We start from the raw sequence: 22,697 nt of genomic DNA on the forward strand, positions 1-22,697 counted from the left end.
TGCTCGGTCCTGCCCGTGCGCCATCGCTGCCGCCGCCTCGGGGAGGCCCCCATGCCCACTGCCCTGCGTATCTGCCCGCTCTGTGAAGCGACCTGCGGACTGACCCTCACCGTCGAAGGCACGCGGGTCACCGGTGCCCGCGGCGACCGGGACGACGTCTTCAGCCAGGGGTTCATCTGCCCCAAGGGCGCTTCCTTCGGCGAGCTCGACGCCGACCCCGACCGGCTGCGCAACCCACTGATACGCAAGAACGGCGTGCTCCAGGAGGCCGGCTGGGACGAGGCGTTCGACACCATCGCCCGGGGACTGCCGCCCCTTCTCGCGGAACACGGGCCCAACGCGGTGGGGGTGATCCTCGGCAACCCCAACGTCCACACCATGGCGGGCGCCCTCTACCCGCCCCTGCTGCTCGGCGCCCTGCGCACCCGCAACCTGTTCACCGCCTCCACGCTCGACCAGATGCCCAAGCACGTCTCCAGCGGGCTGCTCTTCGGCGACCCGTTCGCGATACCCGTGCCCGACCTGGACCACACCGGCCATCTGCTGATGATCGGCGCCAACCCCCTGGAGTCCAACGGAAGTCTCTGCACCGCCCCCGACTTCCCCGGCAAGCTCAAGGCGCTGCGCAAACGCGGCGGAACCCTCACCGTGATCGACCCTCGGCGCACCCGTACCGCGCGTCTCGCCGACCGGTACGTCGCCATCCGGCCGGGGGCGGACGCGCTGCTGCTCGCCGCCCTCGCCCAGGTGCTCTTCGCGGAGGGCCTCGCCGACCCCGGCGCCCTCGCGGACCATGTCGAGGGCCTGGCGGAGGTCGAGGCGGCCGTGGCGCGGTTCACGCCCGAGGCGGTCGCCGGCGCGTGCGACGTGGACGCCGCCACCATCCGTGCCATCGCCCGCGAGCTGGCGGCCGCGCCCGCCGCCGCCGTATACGGACGCGTCGGCGGCAGCACCGTCGAGTACGGCACCCTCACCAACTGGCTCGTCGACGTCCTCAACATCCTCACCGGCAACCTCGACCGGCCCGGCGGCGCCCTGTTCCCGCTCGCCGCCACCCTGCCCGCGCCCCGCCCGGCGGGCCCGGGCAAGGGCTTCGCGCTCGGCCGCTGGACGAGCCGCGTCTCGGGCCACCCCGAGGCGAAGGGCGAACTGCCCATCGCGGCACTCGCCGAGGAGATCGCCGTACCGGGCGAGGGGCGCATCCGGGCCCTCATCTCCATCGCCGCCAACCCGGTCCTCTCCGCCCCCGACGGCGACCGGCTCGACCGCGCGCTCGCCGACGGACTCGACTTCATGGTGAGCGTCGACCCGTACCTCAACGAGACCTCCCGCCACGCCGATGTCGTCCTGCCCCCGCCGCCGCCCGCCCAGAGCGCCCACTTCGACTTCGCGTTCAACGGATTCGCCGTCCGCAACCAGGTCCGCTACACCCGCGCCGCCGTCCCCCTGGAGGAAGGGCGGATGGACGAGTGCGAGATCCACGCCCGGCTGATCCTGGCCGTCAGCGGCATGCACGGCGCCGACCCGGAGGCCGTCGACGCCCTGGCCGTGGGCCGCACCCTCGCCAAGGCGGTCACCGAGCCCCACTCACCGGCCCACGGCCAGGACCCCGAGGAGTACGCGGCCCGCCTCACCGGCCGCAGTGGTCCCGAACGACGGCTCGACCTCATGCTCCGCCTCGGCCCCTACGGGCTCACCCTCGACCGTCTGCTCGAACAGCCCCACGGCATCGATCTCGGCCCGCTGCGGCCCCGCATCCCCCAGCTCCTCAAGACCCGCAGCGGACGCGTCGAGCTCATGCCCGGGCCCATCGCCGACGACCTCCCCCGACTGGCGCGTGCCCTCCAGGAACCGGCGCCCTCCCTCGTACTGGTCGGCCGCCGCCATCTGCGCTCCAACAACAGCTGGCTGCACAACATCCCCGCCCTCAACGGGGGGACCAACACCTGCACGCTCCAGGTCCACCCCGACGACGCCGCGCGGCTCGGTCTCGACGACGGCGCTCCCGCCCGTATCAAGGCCGACGGCGGGGAACTGGAAGTGGCCGTGGAGATCACCGACGCCGTGCGCAGGGGAGTGGTGAGCCTCCCGCACGGCTGGGGACACGACCGGCCGGGCACCCGGCTGACGGTCGCGGCCGCCCGGCCCGGAGTGAACGTCAACCAGCTGCTCGACGGGTCCCGGCTGGACCCCCTGTCGGGGACCGCCGTGCTCAACGGCTTCCCCGTCGAGGTCGCCCCGGCCCGGTGACACGCTTCTGAGCTGGGGTTTTGCTCGTATTGCTCACGCGTCAACATCTTGTTAACGGCTGAATGAGGCACCTAACGTCATCCGGACCGCCGCCCCCCGGTGGAGTTCAAGGGTGAACGTTAGGTGTCCTCCATGCTGACAATCCTCGGATTCGTCATGATCGCGACCTTCCTGGTTCTGATCATGATGAAGAAGATGTCGCCGATCGCGGCGCTCGTCCTCATCCCCGCGCTGTTCTGCGTCATCGTCGGGCAGGGCGCGAAGCTCGGCGACTACGTCCTCGAAGGCGTCGGCAATCTCGCGCCCACCGCCGCGATGCTGATGTTCGCCATCGTCTACTTCGGCGTGATGATCGACGTGGGCCTGTTCGACCCGATCGTCCGGGGCATCCTGCGCTTCTGCAAGGCGGACCCGATGCGGGTCGTCGTCGGTACGGCGCTGCTCGCGGCGATCGTGTCGCTCGACGGCGACGGCTCGACCACCTTCATGATCACCGTCTCGGCGATGTATCCGCTCTACAAGCGCCTGAAGATGAGCCTGGTCGTGATGACCGGTGTCGCCGCCACCGCGAACGGCGTCATGAACACCCTGCCCTGGGGCGGCCCGACGGCGCGCGCCGCCACCGCCCTCAAGCTGGACGCCGGGGACATCTTCGTGCCGATGATCCCGGCGCTCGGCACCGGGCTGCTCTTCGTCTTCGCCCTCGCCTATGTCCTCGGACGCCGCGAGCGCAGGCGCATCGGCTATCTCACGCTGGACGAGGCCCTGGAGCCGCAGACCGAGACGGTGCTGGTCACGGCCGGACCGGGCGGTGCGGAGCACGGCCATGAGGCCACCGGCGGCGCCGGTACCGGCGCGGCTCTCCCGGCCGGCGCGGGCGACCGGGGCGGCGACGCCGCTCCCGAGGGCGAGGGCTTCCAGGGGCTCGACCCGGACCGCCCCACCCTGCGCCCCCGGCTCTACTGGTTCAACGCCGCCCTCACCGTGGCCCTGCTCACCTCGATGATCATGGAGCTGCTGCCCATCCCGGTGCTCTTCCTGATCGGCGCGGCCCTCGCCCTGACGATCAACTTCCCGCACATGGCGGACCAGAAGGCCCGGATCGCCGCCCACGCCGACAACGTCCTCAACGTCTCCGGCATGGTCTTCGCAGCCGCCGTCTTCACCGGCGTCCTCACCGGCACCGGCATGGTCAAGCACATGGCCGACTGGCTCGTCGGCGCCATCCCCGAGGGGATGGGCCCGCACATGGCGCTCGTCACCGGCCTCCTGAGCCTGCCGCTCACCTATTTCATGTCGAACGACGGCTTCTACTTCGGCGTCCTGCCCGTCCTCGCCGAAGCGGGCGCGGCCCACGGCGTCTCCCCGCTGGAGATCGCCCGGGCGTCCCTCGTCGGCCAGGCGCTCCACATGTCGAGCCCGCTCGTCCCCGCCGTCTACGTCCTGGTCGGCATGGCCAAGGTCGAGTTCGGCGACCACACGAAGTTCACGGTGAAGTGGGCCGCGCTCACCTCGCTGGTCGTCCTCGGCGCCGGAATACTCTTCGGGATCATCTGAGATGAGCCGCTCGTGGCTGCTTCGCCTCGTCATCGCCTTCGGCTTCGCGCAGGGGGCGGTGTCGATGGCGCGGCCCGCCGTCTCCTACCGGGCGCTCGCCCTGGGGGCCGACGAGCGGGCCGTCGGCGTCATCGCGGGCGTGTACGCACTGCTGCCGCTGTTCGCCGCCGTGCCCCTCGGGCGCAGGACCGACCGGGGGCGGTGCGCGCCCCTGCTGCCCCTCGGGGTCGTCCTGATCTCCGGCGGCTGCGCGCTCAGCGGCACGGCCGGGTCGCTGTCCTGGATGGCGGCCTGGAGCGGGGTCATGGGCCTGGGGCACCTCTGCTTCGTGATCGGCGCCCAGTCGCTCGTCGCCCGCCAGTCCGCGCCCGCAGAACAGGACCGCAACTTCGGACACTTCACCATCGGCGCCTCCCTCGGCCAGCTCGTCGGGCCCATCGCCGCCGGCCTGCTCGTCTCCGGAGGGGACGGAGCGATGGGCCGGACCAGCGCGTTGGCCCTGGTCGTCGCGGCGGGCGTCGCCGCCGTCGCCCTCACCTCGCTCCGGCGCATCGAGCACCGCGCGGATCCGGGCGCGCGGGACGCGGAGCGGACGGCCAAGGTGCCGGTCCACCGCATCCTCCGTACCCGGGGGGTCCCCGGCGGCATTTTCATCAGCCTCGCCGTGCTCTCCGCGACGGACATCCTCACCGCCTACCTGCCGGTCGTCGGCGAGCACCGCTCCATCGCCCCGGCCACCATCGGCCTGCTGCTGAGCCTGCGCGCCGCCGCCACCATCGCCTGCCGACTGGTGATGACCCCGATGATCCGGCTCCTGGGGCGTACGGCGCTGCTCACCACCACCTGCCTGCTGGCCGGGCTCCTGTGCGCGGGCATCGCCCTGCCCGTCCCGGTGTGGGCGCTCGCCCTGATGCTGGCGGGGCTGGGATTCTGCCTCGGCGTGGGGCAGCCCCTGTCGATGACGACCGTCGTGCGGGCGGCCCCCGCCGACGCCCGCTCCACCGCCCTCGCGCTGCGCCTGACGGGCAACCGTCTCGGCCAGGTCGCCGCACCGGCCGCCGCCGGGCTGATCGCGGGGGTCGCCGGGACGGCCGCCCCGTTCGTGATGCTGGGCGCCCTGCTGCTGGCGGCCGCGGGCCTGGGGGCCCGTCAGGGGCGGGACCCCGGCCCGCCCGGCGGGCGCGCTCCCGCCACTCCCGGCCGTCCCGCCGCCCCCGGGCGGGCCATGAGCACCCGGGGCGCTGTCACCGGCGTCGGCCGGGCCACCGGCGCCGGCGCCGACAGCGGCGGGCGCGCTGCCGGGCGGCACCCGGGCGCGGAGTGAACCACCGGCGCAGGGGCCGAGGTGCTCAGCGGACCGATGTGCGCTCATCGGTCCCGGGCACCTTGGCGGTGCTGATGGCGAGGCGGTTCCAGGTGTTGATGGCGAAGATCAGGGCCAGCAGCCGGGCCAGTTCCGCCTCCTCGAAGCACTCGGCCGCCCGGGCGTAGACGTCGTCCGGGACACCGCCCGACGCCACCAGGGTGACGGCCTCGGTCAGGTCGAGCGCGGCCCGCTCCTCGGCGGTGAAGAACGAGGCGGCCTCCCGCCACACGGCCACCATGTGCAGCCGCTCCTCGCTCTCGCCCGCCTTGCGGGCGTCGGAGGTGTGCATGTGCAGGCAGTAGGCGCAGCCGTTGAGCTGCGAGGAGCGGATCTGGACCAGCTCGACGAGGGCGGGATCCAGGCCCTCGCGGGCGGCGGCGTCGAATCCGATCAGTGCCTTGAACGCCTTGGGAGCGGTCCTGGCGAAGTCGACGCGCTTGCGCCCGTCGTCCTGTGTGCCGCCCGTACGGGGAAGGGTGCCGCGGCCGTCGGCCCGTGCTTCGCAGTTCGTCATGATCATGAATCTAAGGCAGCGGTGGACCGCCTGTAGGGTGCACATCCATGACGGAATCGTGGGTCAATTCGGCGGAGCGCGTCGGCGCCGACCTGCATCTGGAGCTGTCGGGGTCCGGCAGCCGCCGGGCCGCTCTCGCCCGGGCGCTGCGCGACGCCGTACGGGAGGGGCGGCTGGCCCCCGGCACCCGTCTGCCTCCGTACCGCTCCCTCGCCGCCGACCTCGGCGTGGCCCGCAACACCGTCGCCGACGCCTACGCCGAACTGGTCGCCGAGGGCTGGCTGACCGCCCGTCAGGGATCCGGAACCCGGGTCGCCGAGCGGGCCAGGCCCCGTGCGGCCGCACGCGTGCCCAAGAAGTCGCCGGGGGCCGTGGCCGCGTCCGCCCACAACCTGCGACAGGGCCGGCCGGACGCGTCCTCCTTCCCCCGCGCGGCCTGGCTCGCCTCCGCCCGCCGCGCCCTGAACGCGGCGCCCAGCGAGGCGTTCGGGCCCGGCGATCCGCGGGGCAGGCCCGAACTGCGGCGCGCACTGGCCGACTATCTGGCCCGTGCGCGAGGGGTGCACACGGACCCCGAGCAGATCGTCGTGTGCTCGGGCTTCGCGCACGCCCTGCGCCTGCTGTACGGCGGCAAGGTGCTGCGCGGCCCGCTGGCCGTGGAGTCGTACGGGCTGCCCTTCCACCGCTCCCTGCTGGCCTCGGCGTCGGTGCGCACCCTCCCCCTGCCCCTCGACGGGCACGGTGCCGTCCTCGACGGCCTGGGGCAGGTCCGTGCCACGCGGGGCGTGCTGCTCACCCCTGCCCACCAGTTCCCCACCGGCGGCCCGCTGCACCCCGCCCGCCGGGCGGCGGTCGTCGACTGGGCACGGTCCGGCGACGGTCTGGTCCTGGAGGACGACTACGACGGGGAGTTCCGCTACGACCGCCAGCCCGTCGGCGCCCTCCAGGGGCTCGCGCCCGACCGGGTCCTGTATCTCGGTTCGGCGAGCAAGAGCCTGTCCCCGGCCCTGCGGCTGGGCTGGATGGTCCTGCCCGAGCACCTGGTCGACCCGGTCCTGGCCGCCAAGGGGGAGCGGGAGGCGTGGGCGAGCGTCCTCGACCAGCTGACCCTGGCCGACTTCATCGACCGCGGTTCCTACGACCGCCACGTCCGCCGTATGCGCCAGCGCTACCGCCGCCGCCGCGACCGGCTCGTCGCGATGGTCACCGAACGCGCCCCGCACATCGTCCCCACCGGCATCGCGGCCGGCCTCCACGCGGTGCTGCGTCTCCCGGCGGGGACCGAGCGCTCCACCGTCAAGGCCGCCTCCTGGCTCGGTATCGCCCTCGACGGCCTCGCGGCGTTCCGGCACCCACGGGCCACCATGCCCGCCACGGACGGCCTGGTCGTCGGGTACGCGACCCCGCCGGACCACGCGTACGAGGCGGCGCTGGAGGCGCTGCGCCAGGTCCTGCCCCCGCCGGGGTGAGAGCCGCCCGCGCAGGACCGGGGAGCCCGGCGCGGGCTACCGGCGGATCCGGGACGCCCGGGAGCGCTGCCGGGGCGCGGAGTGTCGGACGTCCCACGGGGCGCCTCTGGCGCTGGAAAACTAACGCCGCTAGTTTGGGCGGCGGACGACCGAGACAGGCCGAAGGAGATGCGGATGAAGGCCCACGACGGCATGTACATCGGCGGCGCGTGGCGGCCCGCCGCCGGCGCCGGCACCATCGCGGTGGTGAACCCGGCGAACGAACAGGTCATCGCCCATGTCCCGGCCGGCACGGCCGAGGACGTGGACGCGGCCGTACGGGCCGCCCGCGCGGCGTTCCCGGCCTGGGCCGCGACCCCGCCCGCCGAGCGTGCCGCACGGCTCGCCGCCCTGCGCGACGTCCTGGCCGCCCGCCAGGACGAGATCGCGGAGACCATCACCGAGGAGCTCGGAGCGCCCGAGCAGTTCGCCCGGCAGGTCCAGGCCGGACTGCCGGTCCTGGTCACCGGCTCGTACGCGGAGCTGGTCGCCTCCTACCCCTTCGAGGAGAAGCTGGGCAACTCCACCGTCCTCCTCGAACCGGTCGGTGTCGTGGGCGCCATCACGCCCTGGAACTACCCGCTGCACCAGATCGTCGCCAAGGTGGCTCCCGCGCTGGCCGCGGGCTGCACCGTCGTGCTCAAGCCGGCCGAGGACACCCCGCTGACGGCGCAGCTCTTCGCCGAGGCCGTGGACGAGGCCGGGCTGCCGGCGGGTGTCTTCAACCTGGTGACGGGCCTCGGGCCGGTCGCCGGCCAGGCCCTGGCCGAGCACGAGGGCGTGGACCTGGTGTCCTTCACCGGCTCGACCGCCGTCGGCAGGCGGATCGGCGCGATCGCGGGCGCCGCGGTCAAGCGGGTCGCCCTGGAGCTCGGGGGCAAGTCCGCCAACGTCATCCTGCCCTCCGCCGATCTGGCCAAGGCGGTCGAGGTCGGCCTCGCCAACGCCCTGTCCAACTCCGGTCAGCGGTGCAGCGCCCTCACCCGGGTGCTGGTCCACAGGGACCAGTACGACGAGGCCGTGGCACACGCGGCGCGCGCCGTCGCCAAGTACACGCCGGGCGGGCGCATCGGGCCGCTCGTCAACGCCAAGCAGCTGGAGCGCGTGCGCGGTTACATCGCGAAGGGCGTCGAGGAGGGCGCGCGGATCGTCGTGGGCGGCGCCGAGGCCCCCCTCGACCAGGGCTACTACGTCAGCCCGACGATCTTCGCCGACGTCACACCCGAGATGACCATCGCCCAGGAGGAGATCTTCGGCCCGGTCGTCGTGTTCCTGCGGTACGAGGACGAGGACGACGCCCTGCGGATCGCCAACGCCACCGTCTACGGTCTCGCCGGCGCGGTCTGGGCCGGCGACGAGGCGGAGGCGGTCGCCTTCGCCCGGCGGATGGAGGCCGGGCAGGTCGACATCAACGGCGGGCGGTTCAACCCGCTCGCGCCGTTCGGCGGTTACAAGCAGTCGGGCGTCGGCCGTGAGCTCGGTCCGCACGGCCTCGCCGAGTTCCTCCAGACCAAGGCCCTTCAGTTCTGAGGGGCCGGCGGTCCCGGGACCGAGGCCCTTGCGTTCCCAGGCGGCGCCGGTCCCGGGACCGGCGCCCCGCACTGTCGAGCCGTCAGCCGTCCTGAGCCGAGAAGGAAGCCCATCGTGGTCCGCGCCGCAGTCCTGCCCGCCATCGGGTCTCCGCTGGAGATCACCGATATCGAACTCCCGGAGCCCGGCCCCGGACAGGTGAGGGTCCGCCTCGCCGCCGCCGGCGTCTGCCACTCCGACCTGTCCCTGACCAACGGCACCATGCGGCTGCCCGTGCCGGCCGTCCTGGGCCACGAGGGCGCCGGCACGGTCGTCTCCGTCGGCGAGGGCGTCACCGGGGTCGCCCCCGGCGACGGCGTCGTCCTGAACTGGGCGCCCTCGTGCGGAAGCTGTCACCCCTGCTCGCTCGGCGAGGTCTGGCTCTGCGCCGACGCCCTCACCGGCGCGGGCAACATCCACGCCGTCACCGCGGACGGCACCGAGCTCCACCCGGGCCTGAACGTCGCCGCGTTCGCCGAGGAGACCGTCGTCGCCGCCCGCTGCGTACTGCCCGTCCCGGACGGCGTCCCGCTCGTCGACGCCGCCCTGCTGGGCTGCGCCGTCCTCACCGGGTACGGCGCCGTCCACCACTCCGCCCGCGTCCGCGAGGGCGAGTCGGTCGTCGTGTTCGGCGTCGGCGGGGTGGGCCTCGCCACCCTCCAGGCGGCCCGTATCGCCGGCGCCGGACGGATCATCGCCGTGGACGTCTCCCCGGAGAAGGAGGAGCTCGCCCGCCGGGCGGGCGCCACCGACTACGTCATCGCCTCGGACACCACCGCGAGGGAGATCCGCAAGCTGACCGGCGGGCACGGGGCGGACGTCGCCGTCGAGTGCGTCGGCCGGGCCGCCACCATCCGTACCGCCTGGGACTCCACCCGCCGGGGCGGCCGCACCACCGTCGTCGGCATCGGCGGCAAGGACCAGCAGGTGACCTTCAACGCCCTGGAGATCTTCCACTGGGGACGTACGCTCTCCGGCTGCGTCTACGGCAACTCCGACCCCGCCGCCGACCTGCCGGTACTGGCCGGGCACATCCGGGCCGGGCGGCTCGACCTGGGCGCCCTGGTCACCGAGCGGATCGCGCTGGAGGGCATCCCGGCGGCGTTCGACAACATGATCGCGGGCAAGGGGGGCCGCGCTCTGGTGGTCTTCTAGAGGGCCCGCGAAGCGGCGCCGTCCGTCCGCCGGGCGGGCGCCGCTCCGCCCCGCACGGCGACGGGCCCGGCATCGGCCCTCCGGCCCCTGCGAGCACCCCGGCCGCACCGACGCGGCCGGGGTGCTCGTGCTGCCCGGAAGCCCTGCTCAGGGGCTGGAAGAGGTGTGTCGTACAAGCAGAAAACTGAGGTCGCGCAACCCGTTGACCCCATACCAGCTGGTCGGTACGGTCCCCGCAATCAAGGCGCCGCCCCCCTCCATCCCCCGCATCCACCGGAGCGTGCACCGCATGGACACGGCACCCTCTCCCGCCTCAGCACCTTCCTCACCGACCGCCCGCCATCGGCGCAGAGTGGCGACCGCGGCCGCGCTCGCCTCCGCCGTCGAGTGGTACGACTACTTCGTCTTCGGCATCGCCGCCGCCCTCGTACTGGGCGATCTGTACTACCCGGCGAGCAATCCCTCGGCCGGTGTGCTCGCCGCCTTCGCCACCTTCGCCGTCGGCTTCCTCGCCCGCCCCATCGGCGGGATCATCGCGGGCCAGCTCGGCGACAAACGGGGCCGCAAGCCCATGCTCGTCCTCGCCCTCACCCTGATGGGCGTCGCCACCGCGGGCATCGGGCTGCTTCCCACCTACGAGTCGATCGGCATCGCGGCCCCCGTGCTGCTCGTCCTGCTGCGCGTGGTCCAGGGCCTCGCCGTCGGCGCCCAGTGGGGCGGCGCGATGCTGATGGCCACCGAATACGCCCCCGAGGGCAGGCGCGGCCTGTACGGCAGCCTCGTCCAGCTCGGCGTCCCCATCGGCGTGGTGACCGCCAACACCGTCTTCCTGGTCGCCGGAGCCGCCACCAGCGAGTCGGCGTTCGTCTCCTGGGGCTGGCGGGTGCCGTTCTTCGTCGGCTTCCTGGTCCTCGGCCTCGCCTGGTACATCCACAGCCAGGTCGAGGAGACACCCGCGTTCCGCGAGGCCGAACGGGCCCTGGCCGAGCAGCGGAAGAGCGAGGCGCTCGCCCGGACGACGGCCGTGGGGACGAGCCGCTCGCCCCTGGCCACGATCCTGCGCCGGCACCTCGGCACGGTCTTCCTGGCCGGCGGCTCCTTCGCCGTGAACACCGCCACCTTCTACATCATCATCACCGGGGTGCTGGACTACGCGACCCGCGAACTCGACATGAGACGCGGTGCCGTTCTCACCGTCTCGCTCTGCGTCAGCCTCACCCAGCTGGTGCTGATACCCGCCGCGGCGGCCCTCTCCGACCGCCTCGGACGGCTGCGGATCTACGCCTTCGGCGCGGCCGGCCTGCTGGTCTGGGCGATCCCCATGTTCCTGCTCATCGACACCGGGTCACTGCTCTGGCTGGCCGTCGGCACCTTTGTCACCAGCTGCTTCCTCAGCGTCATGTACGGCCCGCAGGCGGCGCTGTTCGCCGAGCTGTTCACCGCCGAGATGCGCTACACCGGAGCGTCGCTCGGCTACCAGATCGCCGCCGTCTGCGGCGGCGGCCTGGCGCCGTTCGTGATGGTGCTGCTCCTGGAGGCGACCGGCACCTCGATGGCCGTCGCCGGCTACATCATGGTCCTCGCCGTGATCGCCCTGGTCTCCATCAGGGTCCTGGCCTCGCGGGCCGCTCCCCGCTGACGGCGTGCGCGCTCCCGGCCGCGGGCTCCCGCCGCGGCCGGGAGCGCGACACCGCCACCCCCGCCAGGCACAGCGCGCCACCGGCCAGCGTCAGCGGCCCCGGCAGCTCGTCGAGGAACAGCCACGACATCAGCACCACCAGCGCGGGTACCGCGTAGGTCGTGGCGCCCATGCGCCCCGCCGTCGTACGGGCCAGCGCGTAGGCCCAGGTGGTGAAGGCCAGCGCGGTCGGGAACACGCCCAGATACACCATGTTCAGGGTCGCCGGCAGCGGAGCCCGGCCCGCTTCGTCGATCAGCTGCCCGGCGAACGGCAGACACGCCACCGCGCCCACCAGGCATCCGCACGTCGTCACCTGGAGGGCGCTCGCGTGGGCCAGCGTCGGCTTCTGGGCGACGACACCGGCCGCGTACGCGACCGCCGCCAGCAGGCACAGCAGCACGCCCAGGACCGATGCGTGCCCCTCGCCCGACATGGACAGCCCCACGGCCACCGCACCCGCGAACGACACGGCCATGCCGGCCAGGAGCCGGGGCGGCAACGACTCGCCGAGCAGCCGCGAGCCGAGCAGCGCGATCAGGATCGGTCCGATGTTCACGACCATCGCGGCCGTGCCCGCGTCGACCTCCTGTTCACCCCAGTTGAGCACCACCATGTAGACGCCGAACCAGAGCAGCCCGGAGACCGCGATCCCGGGCCAGGCGGCACGCGGAGGCAATCCCTCCCGCCGGATCAGCAGGACGCAGCCGAGGGCCAGCGCCCCGGAGAGCAATCGCCCGAGGGCCAGTGCGCCGGGGGAGTACGCGGAGCCCGCGCTGCGGATCGACACGAAGGCCGAGGCCCACAGCACGACGGTGACGGCCGCCGCGGCGAGGGCCGGCCGCCGCGCCCGGGAACCGGCGGGAGGGGAATCGTTCATGCGCCGACCGTACGGGCTGGACCCTTCGGCGCTCACCGCAATATCGCCGGCTCGATACCCAGCAGCCCGTGCAGCGCCCGCTCCCCTTCCGCCGTCACCTTCACGGCCCGCTCCGAGCCGATCCGTACGCACCAGCCGGCGTCCAGCGCGTGACGGCACAGCGCGGCGCCCCCGAGGCCCGCCAGATGCGGCCGGCGCTCGGTCCAGTCGAGGCACCCGCGGACGACCGGCCGCCGGCCCGTCGCCTCCAGCGGGATGCCCAGATCGCCGAACCACCCCATCCCGCGCTCGGTGAGGGCGAACCCGGTGTCCTGGCGCAGCAGCTCCCGGGCCGTCATCGCCTCCGTGATCGCGATGCCGAGCCGCCCCGCGAGGTGGTCGTAGCAGGTACGTCCCCTGGCCATGGCGCTGCTCGCGCCCGCCGCCCCCAGGGAGCGCACGGGCACCGGCTCCGGTGGCGCGGTGCGCGCCGCCAGGTCCTCGATGAGCTGGGCCGTCTGCGCGTCGGCGAGCCGTACGTAGCGGTGGCGCCCCTGCCGCTCCTCGGCGAGCACGCCGCCCGCGACGAGCCGGCCGAGGTGCTCGCTCGCGGTGGACGGGGCCACGCGCGCGTGCCGGGCGAGTTCGCCGGCCGTCCAGGCGCGGCCGTCGAGCAGGGCGAGACAGAAGGTGGCACGGGTCCCGTCGGCGAGGAGCGCGGCGAACGCGGCGAGGTCTGCGGCAGCCTTGCCTCCAGGATGAGGCACGCATGTTTCGGCGCCGGCCGAAGGGCCGACGGGCGCGGACCCGGCCCGCGCCGGTCGCCGCACGGGCCGCCGCCGCCCTGCGGGGGACCCGGGCCCGGGCCGGATCGGATCGCGAGTCGCCGCTGCTCCGTCCGGCCGCGTCACCCCGGGCCCGGGGGTCCCGCGAGCCTCACGGGTTCGCGCACGGCGGGCCCCGGTGTCCGGGCGGGGAGTCCGGGCGTCAGCCCTCGACGGCCGCCGCGTACTGGACCGCGAGACCGTCGAGCAGGGCGCGCAGACCCGTCTCGAAGGCGCCCTCGTCGACCTTCTGCTGCCGGTCGGCGAGCAGGTGCGCCTGCCCCAGGTGCGGGTAGTCCGCGGGGTCGTACGCCGCCTCGTCGTCGACGAAGCCGCGGGCGAACGAGCCGAGCGCCGAGCCGGTGATGAAGTACCGCATGAGCGCCCCGATGGAGGTGGCCTGGGCGGGCGGCCAGCCGGCCCGGACCATGGCGCCGAACACCGCGTCGGCCACACGCAGCCCGGCGGGACGGCGGCCGGGGCCCTGGGCCAGCACCGGCACGATGTTGGGGTGGTCGGTGAGGGCGGCGCGGTAGGAGACGGCCCAGTCGTGCAGCGCCGTGCGCCAGTCGCGGCCGTCGTCCTCGTCGAACATCGACAGGTCGACCTGGGCGCTGACCGAGTCGGCGACGGCCTCCAGGATCTCGTCCTTGTTGCGGAAGTGGTTGTAGAGCGAGGGCCCGCTGACGCCCAGCTCCGCGGCCAGCCGCCGCGTCGAGACGGCGTCCAGCCCCTCCGCGTCCACGAGTGCCCCCGCCGTGTCGACGATGCGTTCTCGGCTGAGGAGGGGCTTGCGCGGTCGGGCCATGCGGCACATAGTAGGGCCTGCCAACAAGAAACTAGCAGTGATAGTTAAAAGTGGGGTGGTCCGCGCATGAATCTGGAGCTCAGTGAGGAGCAGGCAGCCGTCCGGCGGCTTGCCGAGGACTTCGTCCAGCGTGAGATCGCCCCGCACGTGGTCGAGTGGGACCGGGCCGAGAGCGTCGACCGGGCGATCGTGGGGAAGCTCGGCGCGCTGGGCTTCCTGGGACTCACCGTTCCCGAGGAGTACGGCGGTTCGGGCGGCGACCACCTCGCGTACTGCCTGGTGACCGAGGAGCTCGGGCGCGGCGACTCCTCCGTGCGGGGCATCGTCTCCGTCTCGCTCGGCCTGGTCGCCAAGACCATCGCCGCCTGGGCGAGCGAGGAGCAGAAGCGCGAGTGGCTGCCCCGGCTCACCGCGGGCGACGCGCTGGGCTGCTTCGGCCTGACCGAGCCGGGCACCGGTTCCGACGCCGGCAACCTCGCCACCCGCGCCGTGCGCGACGGCGGCGACTACGTCATCAACGGCTCCAAGATGTTCATCACCAACGGCACCTGGGCCGATGTGGTGCTGCTCTTCGCCCGGACCAACGACACGCCCGGCCACAAGGGCGTCTCGGCCTTCCTGGTGCCGGCCGACACCCCGGGCCTGACCCGGCGGACCGTCCACGGCAAGCTCGGCCTGCGCGGCCAGGCCACCGCCGAACTGGTCCTGGAGGACGTCCGGGTGCCGGCCGGCGCGATGATGGGTCCCGAGGGCAAGGGCTTCTCCATCGCCATGTCCGCGCTCGCCAAGGGCCGGATGTCGGTCGCGGCGGGCTGCGTCGGCATCGCGCAGGCCGCGCTGGACGCGGCCGTACGGTACGCGGGGGAGCGGGAGCAGTTCGGCAAGCCGATCGCCTCGTACCAGCTGGTCCAGGAGCTGATCAGCGACATATCCGTCGACGTGGACGCCGCCCGGCTGCTGACCTGGCGGGTCGCCGACCTCGTCGACCGGGGGGAGGAGTTCGCCACCGCCGCCTCCAAGGCGAAGCTCTTCGCCTCCGAGGCCGCCGTGCGCTCGGCCAACAACGCCGTCCAGGTGTTCGGCGGTTACGGGTACATCGACGAGTACCCGGTCGGCAAGCTCCTGCGCGACGCCCGTGTGATGACCCTGTACGAGGGCACCAGTCAGATCCAGAAGCTCATCATCGGCCGCGCGCTGACGGGGGTCTCGGCCTTCTGACCAGGGGGCCCGGCCGCCCGCCGTCTGAGTACGCCGCTGAGTAGGGAAGCGGATGCGCCCCGCGGCGCGTCCGCCGATCCTTCTCGTCATGAGTGACACACCGGTCAAGCAGCAGAACACCGCGGCGTACTACGGGCAGGCCGTGGCCTCCTTCGCCATCGCCCTGGGGGCGGTCGCCCTCGGCATCTTCACCATGGAGGCCGACGTCTGGGTGCGCGCCTTCCTCGGCATCGCCGTCCTCTATCTGACGACCTCCGCCTTCACCCTCGCCAAGGTGGTCCGGGACCGCCAGGAGGCCGGGCAGATCGTGAGCCGGGTCGATCAGGCGAGGATCGAGAAGCTGCTCGCCGAGCACGACCCGTTCCAGAAGCTCTGACGGGCCGGGGAGGCGTCGCGGCACGGAGCGTCCCGGCTTCGCGCTCCCGCCCTGCCCGGCCCCGGGCTCCCCGCCCGGGCCGCCCGCCACCGGCCTGCCGCGCGAACGCCCCGGCCCGCCGCCCCGGACGCCCCAGGGGGCGGCCCCTGGTCGCCCGCCGGGCGGGATTGCCCTAAGCGCTTGCTCACCGGCGAGGTATGGTGTCGTCCTGTGGAGCGGAAGGGGCGAACGATGAGCACGGCGGAGGAGATGGCCGACGGCGAGGACGTGCCGTGGAGCGAGGTCACCCCCGAGGCGGCCAGGCGGCTGCTCGTCGCCGCCGTCGAGGCGTTCGCCGAGCGCGGCTACCACGCCACGACCACCCGTGACATCGCGGGCCGCGCCGGGATGAGCCCGGCCGCGCTCTACATCCACTACAAGACGAAGGAAGAGCTCCTCCACCGGATCAGCCGGATCGGCCACGACAAGGCCCTGGAGATCCTGGAGGCCGCCGCGGACGGCCCCGGAAGCGCCGCCGAGCGCCTCGCCGACGCCGTACGGTCCTTCGTCCGCTGGCACGCGGAACGCCACACCACCGCGCGCGTGGTGCAGTACGAGCTCGACGCACTGGGCGCCGAGCACCGCTCCGAGATCGTCGAGCTGCGCCGCCGGAGCGACGCGGCGGTGCGCCGGATCATCAACGACGGCGTGCGGTCCGGCGAGTTCGACGTCCCCGACGTACCGGGCACCACCCTCGCCGTGCTCTCGCTCTGCATCGATGTCGCCCGCTGGTTCAGCACCGAGGGGCGCCGGACGCCCGACGAGGTCGGCGCGCTCTACGCCGGCCTCGTCCTGCGCATGGTGACGGTCTGACGGCTCGGAAGCGACGGCTCAGAAGTAGTAGCGCGAGAGCGAGTCGGCGACGCACACCGGCTTGTCGCCGCCCTCGCGCTCGACCGTCACCAGGGCGGTCACCTGCACCCCGCCGCCCGCGTCCGCGACCTCCGTGAGCGTGGCGGTGGCGCGCAGCCGCGAACCCACCGGTACGGGGGAGGGGAAGCGGACCTTGTTGGTGCCGTAGTTGACGCCCATCCTCATGCCCTCGACCCGCATGATCTGCGGGACGAAGAGGGGAAGCAGCGACAGCGTGAGGTATCCGTGCGCGATGGTCGTCCCGAACGGCCCGGTGGCGGCCCGCTCCGGATCGACGTGGATCCACTGGTGGTCGCCCGTGGCGTCGGCGAACAGGTCGATCCGCTTCTGGTCGATCTCCAGCCAGTCGCTGTGGCCCAGTTGTTCGCCGACCCCGGCGCGCAGCTCTTCCGCTGAGGTGAAGATCCTCGGCTCCGCCATCCCTGCTCCCTGCCTTCCGTCCAGCCCCGTACGACATGTCTAAGCGCTTGCTCAGCATGATTGTGCGGTGGGCGGTTCCTGTCAACGGAAACCACCCGGCCGGACGGCGGGGCCCGGTCCGACCAGTAGGGTTCGCGGGGTGCCGCAGATTCCGGAGAAGATCCACGAGCTCACCGTCGGCCAGCTGTCCGCCCGTAGCGGCGCGGCCGTGTCGGCCCTGCACTTCTACGAGGCCAAGGGGCTGATCAGCAGTCGCCGCACCAGCGGCAACCAGCGCCGCTACGGCAGGGACGCGCTGCGGCGCGTCGCCTTCGTCCGGGCGGCGCAGCGCGTCGGCATCCCGCTGGCCACGATCAGGGACGCGTTGACGGAGCTGCCCGAGGAGCGCACGCCCAACAGGGAGGACTGGGCGCGGCTCTCCGAGGCGTGGCGCTCCGAACTCGACGAGCGGATCTCCCAGCTGAGCCGGCTGCGCGACCATCTCACGGACTGCATCGGCTGCGGCTGCCTCTCCCTGGAGACCTGCGTGCTGTCCAACCCCGACGACGTCTTCGGCGAGCGCATGACCGGCTCCCGGCTCATGGCGGAGCGCCGGGGCCGGGTCCCCGCCCAGGACGCCTGAGCCCGCACCCCTCCCTACTCGTACTCGGTGCCGCCCTTGCGGGTCAGATAGGCCGGGCTGACCGCCTTCGCGATGGCCCGGCCGCCCACCACCGGGCTGTAGCGCTCGGTGGCCGGGCGGATCACCACGCCCTCGCGCAGATGCAGTGCGCGCCCGGAGACCGTCTCCCGGCCGGTCGCCAGCTCCAGCACCGTCGCGATGTCGTACGGTCCCGCGTGCAGGCGCGGTACCAGGGGCAGTGCGCCGTCCGCCACGTCGGCCGGGTCCAGCCAGCGGACCTGTCCGTCGATCTCCGCGGATATGTCGAAGACCGCGTAACCCAGGTCCTCGCCACGGCCGTTCGCGCCGTACGCCAGGTCCTGCACCCCCGCCCCGTACACCTCGCCGAAGACGCCGACCCGGGTCGCGCCCAGCTCGGTCGCCAGCCGCGCCGCGACCGCCGGGACGCCGTGGGTCAGGACGGCCCGCCAGTACAGGTTGCGCGGGTCCTCCTTCAGGGCGAGGCCCTTCGCGCCGAAGCCCTTCGAGGAGACGTGCACGCGCCCGCCCTCGGTGACGTACGTCATCAGGCAGGCCGTACCGTGCAGTTTCTCGGTCAGCACCACGGGCTCGCCGGGCTCGAAGACGGCCGGGTAGCGCTGGATGTTCTCGATGTCGACCCAGGGCAGCAGTCCGGGCGCCGCCTCCACCTCGCCGCTCATCGTGGTCGGGATCGGTGCCACCCACTTGGTGATGCCGAGCAGCGCCGCGAAGTCGGTGCCCTCGGCCGCCGCGCGCGCCAGGTCCACGTCCTTCAGGGCGAGCGGCCGGCACACGATGCCCTGCGACAGTTCGCCGCGCAGCCGCACCGCCTTGACCCGGTCGGACGCCCTGCCCGCCAGCCGGCCCGTCAGGCCCAGCTCCGCCACGAGCGCCGCGGGCAGCACGGCCTGCTCGGGGATGTAGAGCGCTATGTCACCGGTGCGGTAGGCGCCCTTGGCGACGACGGCACGGTACAGGCCCACCTGGGCCAGTTCGAGCGCGTCGGCGTTCGGGTGTTCATGGATGGTCAGCGGCTCGGCGGTGACGCGCAGCGTCGACATCGGAAGCTCCTCGGGTGTGGTTCACATCGGAGCCAGCCTCGCCCTCCCGAATATCGATGGCCCACCGGATTTGGTACCTGCTAGGGGGTGTCGTGGCGATCGGGCCGGACCAGTGCGGCGTTCGGCGCCTGGTGCATCCCCAGGCCCCTCCGGGGCCGAGGGGACGCGTCGCAAGGCGGAGGAGCGCGGCGCCGCCGAGCGCCGGCCGCCCACCCCCGTGTCCGCCCCGCCCGTCACGGAGGGGCGGGCCCGGGGCGGCGGCCTCGCGCACGACCACGGGGCCGGGCCGACGTCCTCGCCCGCCCCCGCGCCCCTCACGCCACCGACGCGAGTTCCCGGCGTACTTCCTTCTTGGCGGCCGCCAGCGCCTCGGTGGTCAGGACCGGCTGCGGCACCACCACCCCGCAGTCCGTGCAGACCGGCCCGAACCACGGCTCGTGGGAGAGCTCGGGCCGCCAGGCCACCGACCCCGCGCACACCGGGCAGTTCGAGCCCGGCGACGACTCCAGTGCGGAGATCAGCCGGCGCAGCGCCTCGCCCAGCGGCACGTCCGGATGGACCGACGGGTCGTCGCACCGGGCGACACCGTTACCGCCCCAGGTGCGCCGGTGCCAGTCGTCGACGGACCCCGGCCGCCGCAGCCCGTCGTGCTTCTCGCGCCTGCGCCGCTCCGCGAATTGCCTTTCGTACGCGAGCCATACCGCCCGCGCCTCCTCCAGTTCGTCGAGCGCGGCCACCAGCCGCGCCGGATCTGGCTCCCTGTCCTCGGGCCCGAACCTGTGCCTGGTGCACAGATGGTCCCAGGTAGCCCGGTGACCGTAGGGGGCGAACCGTTCCAGGCACTTGCGCAGCGAATACCGCCGCAGCGCCAGATCGCACCCCGGATCACGTACCTGTCTTGCGAGACTCCGGAAACCGGCCATCGCACTGCCACCTCCGTCGCTGGTACTTCGGCGTCGAGGAATGGACGTACGAGTGCCCGTTTCGGCTCCATCGAAAAACGGATGGGTCCCCTCACTCGTGTATGTGACGCGAAATATCCGTGTGGCGATCCGGAGAAGTGACGCCTGTTCACCTTTCCGACCGGGCGTACCGCCAGTAACCTCCGCCGCATCGCCTTCCCGGAGGAGCACGCATGCGACGACGCACCGGAAGACTGAGAATCGCCACCGCCGCTGTACTCGTCCTGGCCGCCGGTCTGCTGACACCCCACCAGCAGATTGCGGCGGCCGCCGAGCCGCCCGTGACCGACCACTGCCTCGGCCGGTGCGCGGACATCCTGCCGCCCGGCCAGAACGGCAACGCCACCCTCGCCGACATCCTCGCCCACCGGGTCCTCGGCACCCGTCCCGCCCATGCCTCCGACCAACTCGGGCGCTATGACTCCCTGGTGGGCGGCTACGGTGGACTGACCGACGAGAAACTGACCGACTTCTTCAACGACGCCTCCTTCGGTGTCCCCGACGGCCAGGCGGAATCCGTCGCCCGGCCCCGTGAGGACGTCACCATCACCCGCGACCGGAAGACCGGAGTCCCGCACATCAAGGGCACCACCCGTTACGGCACCGAGTTCGGCGCCGGGTACGCGGCCGCCCAGGACCGGCTGTGGATGATGGACCTCTTCCGGCACATCGGCCGCGGCGAGCTGACGTCCTTCGCGGGCGGCGCCCTGGCCAACCAGGGCCTGGAGCAGCAGTTCTGGCCGCAGGCCCCGTACACCGAGGCCGACTACGAGGCCCAGGTCGCGTACATCAGGACCCGTCACGGCGAACGCGGCGCCCTCGCCATGGCCGACGCCCAGGCGTACGTCGACGGCATCAACGCCTACCGCAAGCAGTCCAAGGACGGCCGCTACTTCCCCGGCGAGTACGTGCTCACCGGGCACATCGACTCGATCACCAACGTCGGTGAGATCCAGCCGTTCAGGATCACGGACCTGATCTCGATCGCCTCGGTCGTCGGCGGCCAGTTCGGCGGCGGAGGGGGCGGCGAGGTGCAGGCCGCCCTCTCCCTCCTCGCCGCCCAGCAGAAGTACGGCCTCGCGGAGGGCACCCGGGTCTGGGAGTCCTTCCGCCAGCGCAACGACCCCGAGGCCGTGCTCACCGTCCACGACGGCACGTCCTTCCCGTACGCCCAGCGGCCGGCGGAGCCGCGGGGCACCGCGCTCCCGGATCCCGGCTCCGTCACCCCCGAGCAGCTGGTGTACGACAGGACCGGCTCGGCCGGCACCGGGACCAAGGCCCCGGTCCGCGCCCCCGACCGGCTCAGGCCCGCTCAGGGCATGTACGACGACGGGGTCGTCGCGCCCGGCTCCCTGGACGCCAGGAAGGGCATGTCCAACGCGCTGCTCGTCTCCGGCGCGCACACCGCGAGCGGCCGGCCCGTCGCCGTGTTCGGGCCCCAGACCGGGTACTTCGCCCCCCAGCTGCTGATGCTCCAGGAGCTCCAGGGCCCCGGCATCTCGGCCCGGGGCGTCTCCTTCGCCGGGGTGGGCATGTACGTCCAGATGGGCCGGGGCCAGGACTTCGCCTGGTCCGCCACCTCCGCCGCCCAGGACATCACCGACACCTACGCCGTCGAGCTCTGCCAGGACGACGCCCACTATCTCCACCGGGGCGTGTGCACCCCCATGGAGAGACTGGAGAAGCGCAACGCCTGGAAGCCCACCGTCGCCGATTCGACGGCCGCGGGCTCCTACCGGATGCAGGTCTGGCGCACCGCGTACGGCATCGTCACCCACCGCGCGACGATCGGCGGCAAACGCGTCGCCTACACCTCGCTGCGCACCACCTACGGCCATGAGGCCGACTCCGTCATCGGCTTCCAGATGCTCAACGACCCGGCTGCCGTGACGGACGCCGCGTCCTTCCAGCAGGCCGTCCACCACATCGGCTACGCCTTCAACTGGTTCTACGCCGACTCCCGCGAAGCCGCCTTCTACAACAGCGGCCTCAATCCGGTCCGTGCCGCCGGGGTCGATCCCGCGCTGCCCGTCCTCGCCCAGCGGGAGTACGAGTGGCGGGACTTCGACCCGGTGGGCCACACCGCCGCCTACACGCCCTTCGCCCAGCACCCGCGGTCCATCGGCCAGGACTACTACGTCTCCTGGAACAACCGTCAGGCCAAGGACTACGACACCGCGGGCTTCGGATTCGGCGCGGTCCACCGGGGCGACCTCCTCGACCAGCGGGTCGCCCGGCTCGTCCGGGACGGCGGCGTGACCCGGGCCTCCCTCACCCGCGCCATGGCCGAGGCGGGCGTCACGGACCTGCGCGGCGAGCAGCTGCTCCCGGAACTGCTCGCGGTCGTGCGCGGCGCGCCGGTCACCGATCCCCGGCTCACCACGGCCGTCCAGCAGCTGGACGCATGGCGGGCCGCCGGGGCGCAGCGCAAGGAGACGGCTCCCGGCTCGCGCGTCTACGGCCATGCCGACGCCGTGCGGATCATGGACGCCTGGTGGCCGCTGCTGATCGAGGCCGAGTTCGCACCCGGACTCGGTCAGGGGCTCTACACCGCGCTGAAGGCGAATCTCGCCATCGACGAGTCACCGGCGGCCGGCCACGGCCCGACCGGCGCCCACAGCGGCTCCGCCTTCCAGTACGGCTGGTGGGGCTTCGCCGACAAGGATCTGCGCCAGGTGCTCGGCCGGCCCGTCCAGGGGCGGCTCGCGCGGACCTACTGCGGCGGGGGCGACCTGAGCGCCTGCCGCGACGCGCTCCTGACGACGCTGACGCAGGCCGTGACGAAGCCCGCCGCCGAGGTCTATCCCGGCGACGACAACTGCGCGGCCGGCAACCAGTGGTGCGCCGACACGATCGTCCACCGCGCGCTCGGCGGCATCACCCAGTCCGCGCTCAGCTGGCAGAACCGGCCGACGTACCAGCAGGTGGTCGAGTTCCCGTCGCACCGGTAGGTCCGGGTTCCCCTCGCACCGGTGGGGGAGGAGAACGGCCCCGGGGGCCGGGTCGGGACGCTCACC

General features: G+C 73.1%; 19 protein-coding genes. 12 read left to right on the top strand and 7 right to left on the bottom strand.

Annotated features, from left to right (window positions below):
- Window positions 1-51: 51 nt before the first annotated feature.
- The 3 genes from PUR26_RS08260 to PUR26_RS08270 all read left to right on the top strand — a co-directional run bounded on the left by PUR26_RS08260 (window position 52) and on the right by PUR26_RS08270 (window position 5,131).
- Complete coding sequence (locus PUR26_RS08260) at window positions 52-2,250, top strand: molybdopterin oxidoreductase family protein (protein WP_329870679.1); 2,199 nt, start codon at window positions 52-54, stop codon at window positions 2,248-2,250.
- Between the two features lie 132 nt (window positions 2,251-2,382).
- The gene (locus PUR26_RS08265; protein WP_329870680.1) at window positions 2,383-3,807 is read left to right on the top strand and encodes a CitMHS family transporter; all 1,425 of its coding nucleotides are present in this window, start codon (window positions 2,383-2,385) and stop codon (window positions 3,805-3,807) included.
- Between the two features lies 1 nt (window position 3,808).
- Window positions 3,809-5,131, top strand: a complete 1,323-nt coding sequence (locus PUR26_RS08270; RefSeq protein WP_329870682.1) for an MFS transporter — start codon at window positions 3,809-3,811, stop codon at window positions 5,129-5,131.
- Between the two features lie 25 nt (window positions 5,132-5,156).
- Here the strand turns inward: PUR26_RS08270 and PUR26_RS08275 are convergent, their stop codons facing one another.
- On the bottom strand, window positions 5,157-5,687 hold the full coding sequence (locus PUR26_RS08275; protein WP_329870684.1) for a carboxymuconolactone decarboxylase family protein: 531 nt from the start codon (window positions 5,685-5,687) through the stop codon (window positions 5,157-5,159).
- 47 nt (window positions 5,688-5,734) lie between these two features.
- Here PUR26_RS08275 and pdxR point away from each other — a divergent pair, with 47 nt between their 5' ends.
- The 4 genes from pdxR (at window position 5,735) to PUR26_RS08295 (ending at window position 11,558) form a co-directional block, all read left to right on the top strand.
- Window positions 5,735-7,156, top strand: coding sequence for a MocR-like pyridoxine biosynthesis transcription factor PdxR (gene pdxR, locus PUR26_RS08280; RefSeq protein ID WP_329870686.1), 1,422 nt, complete (start codon window positions 5,735-5,737; stop codon window positions 7,154-7,156).
- Between the two features lie 174 nt (window positions 7,157-7,330).
- Window positions 7,331-8,725, top strand: coding sequence for an aldehyde dehydrogenase family protein (locus PUR26_RS08285; protein ID WP_329870688.1), 1,395 nt, complete (start codon window positions 7,331-7,333; stop codon window positions 8,723-8,725).
- 114 nt (window positions 8,726-8,839) lie between these two features.
- On the top strand, window positions 8,840-9,919 hold the full coding sequence (locus PUR26_RS08290) for a Zn-dependent alcohol dehydrogenase (protein WP_329870690.1): 1,080 nt from the start codon (window positions 8,840-8,842) through the stop codon (window positions 9,917-9,919).
- 289 nt (window positions 9,920-10,208) lie between these two features.
- The gene (locus PUR26_RS08295) at window positions 10,209-11,558 is read left to right on the top strand and encodes an MFS transporter (protein ID WP_329870691.1); all 1,350 of its coding nucleotides are present in this window, start codon (window positions 10,209-10,211) and stop codon (window positions 11,556-11,558) included.
- Here PUR26_RS08295 and PUR26_RS08300 read toward each other — a convergent pair.
- The 3 genes from PUR26_RS08300 to PUR26_RS08310 all read right to left on the bottom strand — a co-directional run bounded on the left by PUR26_RS08300 (window position 11,524) and on the right by PUR26_RS08310 (window position 14,088).
- Window positions 11,524-12,477, bottom strand: coding sequence for a DMT family transporter (locus PUR26_RS08300; protein ID WP_329870692.1), 954 nt, complete (start codon window positions 12,475-12,477; stop codon window positions 11,524-11,526). The two genes, PUR26_RS08295 and PUR26_RS08300, sit on opposite strands and share 35 nt — an antisense overlap.
- Window positions 12,478-12,509: 32 nt before the next feature.
- On the bottom strand, window positions 12,510-13,223 hold the full coding sequence (locus PUR26_RS08305; protein WP_329870693.1) for an ArsR/SmtB family transcription factor: 714 nt from the start codon (window positions 13,221-13,223) through the stop codon (window positions 12,510-12,512).
- Between the two features lie 220 nt (window positions 13,224-13,443).
- Entirely contained in the window at window positions 13,444-14,088 is a 645-nt protein-coding gene (locus PUR26_RS08310) for a TetR/AcrR family transcriptional regulator (protein ID WP_329870694.1), read from the bottom strand.
- A gap of 66 nt (window positions 14,089-14,154) precedes the next feature.
- On the opposite strand from PUR26_RS08310, the gene PUR26_RS08315 reads away from it, so the two are divergent.
- The 3 genes from PUR26_RS08315 to PUR26_RS08325 all read left to right on the top strand — a co-directional run bounded on the left by PUR26_RS08315 (window position 14,155) and on the right by PUR26_RS08325 (window position 16,534).
- Window positions 14,155-15,306 (top strand): acyl-CoA dehydrogenase family protein, encoded by a 1,152-nt coding sequence (locus tag PUR26_RS08315; RefSeq protein WP_329870695.1) that lies wholly within the window; start codon window positions 14,155-14,157, stop codon window positions 15,304-15,306.
- Between the two features lie 88 nt (window positions 15,307-15,394).
- Window positions 15,395-15,682 (top strand): YiaA/YiaB family inner membrane protein, encoded by a 288-nt coding sequence (locus PUR26_RS08320; protein ID WP_329870696.1) that lies wholly within the window; start codon window positions 15,395-15,397, stop codon window positions 15,680-15,682.
- A 231-nt stretch (window positions 15,683-15,913) separates the two neighbouring features.
- Entirely contained in the window at window positions 15,914-16,534 is a 621-nt protein-coding gene (locus PUR26_RS08325; RefSeq protein WP_329870697.1) for a TetR/AcrR family transcriptional regulator, read from the top strand.
- A gap of 18 nt (window positions 16,535-16,552) precedes the next feature.
- On the opposite strand, the gene PUR26_RS08330 is transcribed toward PUR26_RS08325, so the two are convergent.
- The gene (locus tag PUR26_RS08330; protein WP_329870699.1) at window positions 16,553-17,014 is read right to left on the bottom strand and encodes a MaoC family dehydratase; all 462 of its coding nucleotides are present in this window, start codon (window positions 17,012-17,014) and stop codon (window positions 16,553-16,555) included.
- Window positions 17,015-17,153: 139 nt separating this feature from the next.
- Between PUR26_RS08330 and soxR the strand changes: the two genes are divergently transcribed.
- Complete coding sequence (soxR, locus tag PUR26_RS08335; protein ID WP_329870701.1) at window positions 17,154-17,636, top strand: redox-sensitive transcriptional activator SoxR; 483 nt, start codon at window positions 17,154-17,156, stop codon at window positions 17,634-17,636.
- Window positions 17,637-17,650: 14 nt separating this feature from the next.
- Here soxR and PUR26_RS08340 read toward each other — a convergent pair whose 3' ends face one another.
- Both PUR26_RS08340 and PUR26_RS08345 read right to left on the bottom strand, forming a co-directional pair.
- Window positions 17,651-18,718 carry an RNA ligase (ATP) gene (locus PUR26_RS08340; protein WP_329870703.1) on the bottom strand — a complete coding sequence of 356 codons (1,068 nt, stop codon included), beginning with the start codon at window positions 18,716-18,718 and terminating at the stop codon, window positions 17,651-17,653.
- Window positions 18,719-19,032: 314 nt separating this feature from the next.
- Window positions 19,033-19,641: a hypothetical protein gene (locus PUR26_RS08345; RefSeq protein ID WP_329870705.1), complete on the bottom strand. Its 609-nt coding sequence runs from the start codon at window positions 19,639-19,641 to the stop codon at window positions 19,033-19,035.
- A gap of 212 nt (window positions 19,642-19,853) precedes the next feature.
- Between PUR26_RS08345 and PUR26_RS08350 the strand changes: the two genes are divergently transcribed.
- Complete coding sequence (locus tag PUR26_RS08350) at window positions 19,854-22,631, top strand: penicillin acylase family protein (RefSeq protein WP_329870706.1); 2,778 nt, start codon at window positions 19,854-19,856, stop codon at window positions 22,629-22,631.
- The last annotated feature ends 66 nt before the right edge of the window (window positions 22,632-22,697 follow it).

Origin of the sequence: Streptomyces sp. SP18CS02, assembly GCF_036322365.1 — a bacterium.
Taxonomy (GTDB): domain Bacteria; phylum Actinomycetota; class Actinomycetes; order Streptomycetales; family Streptomycetaceae; genus Streptomyces.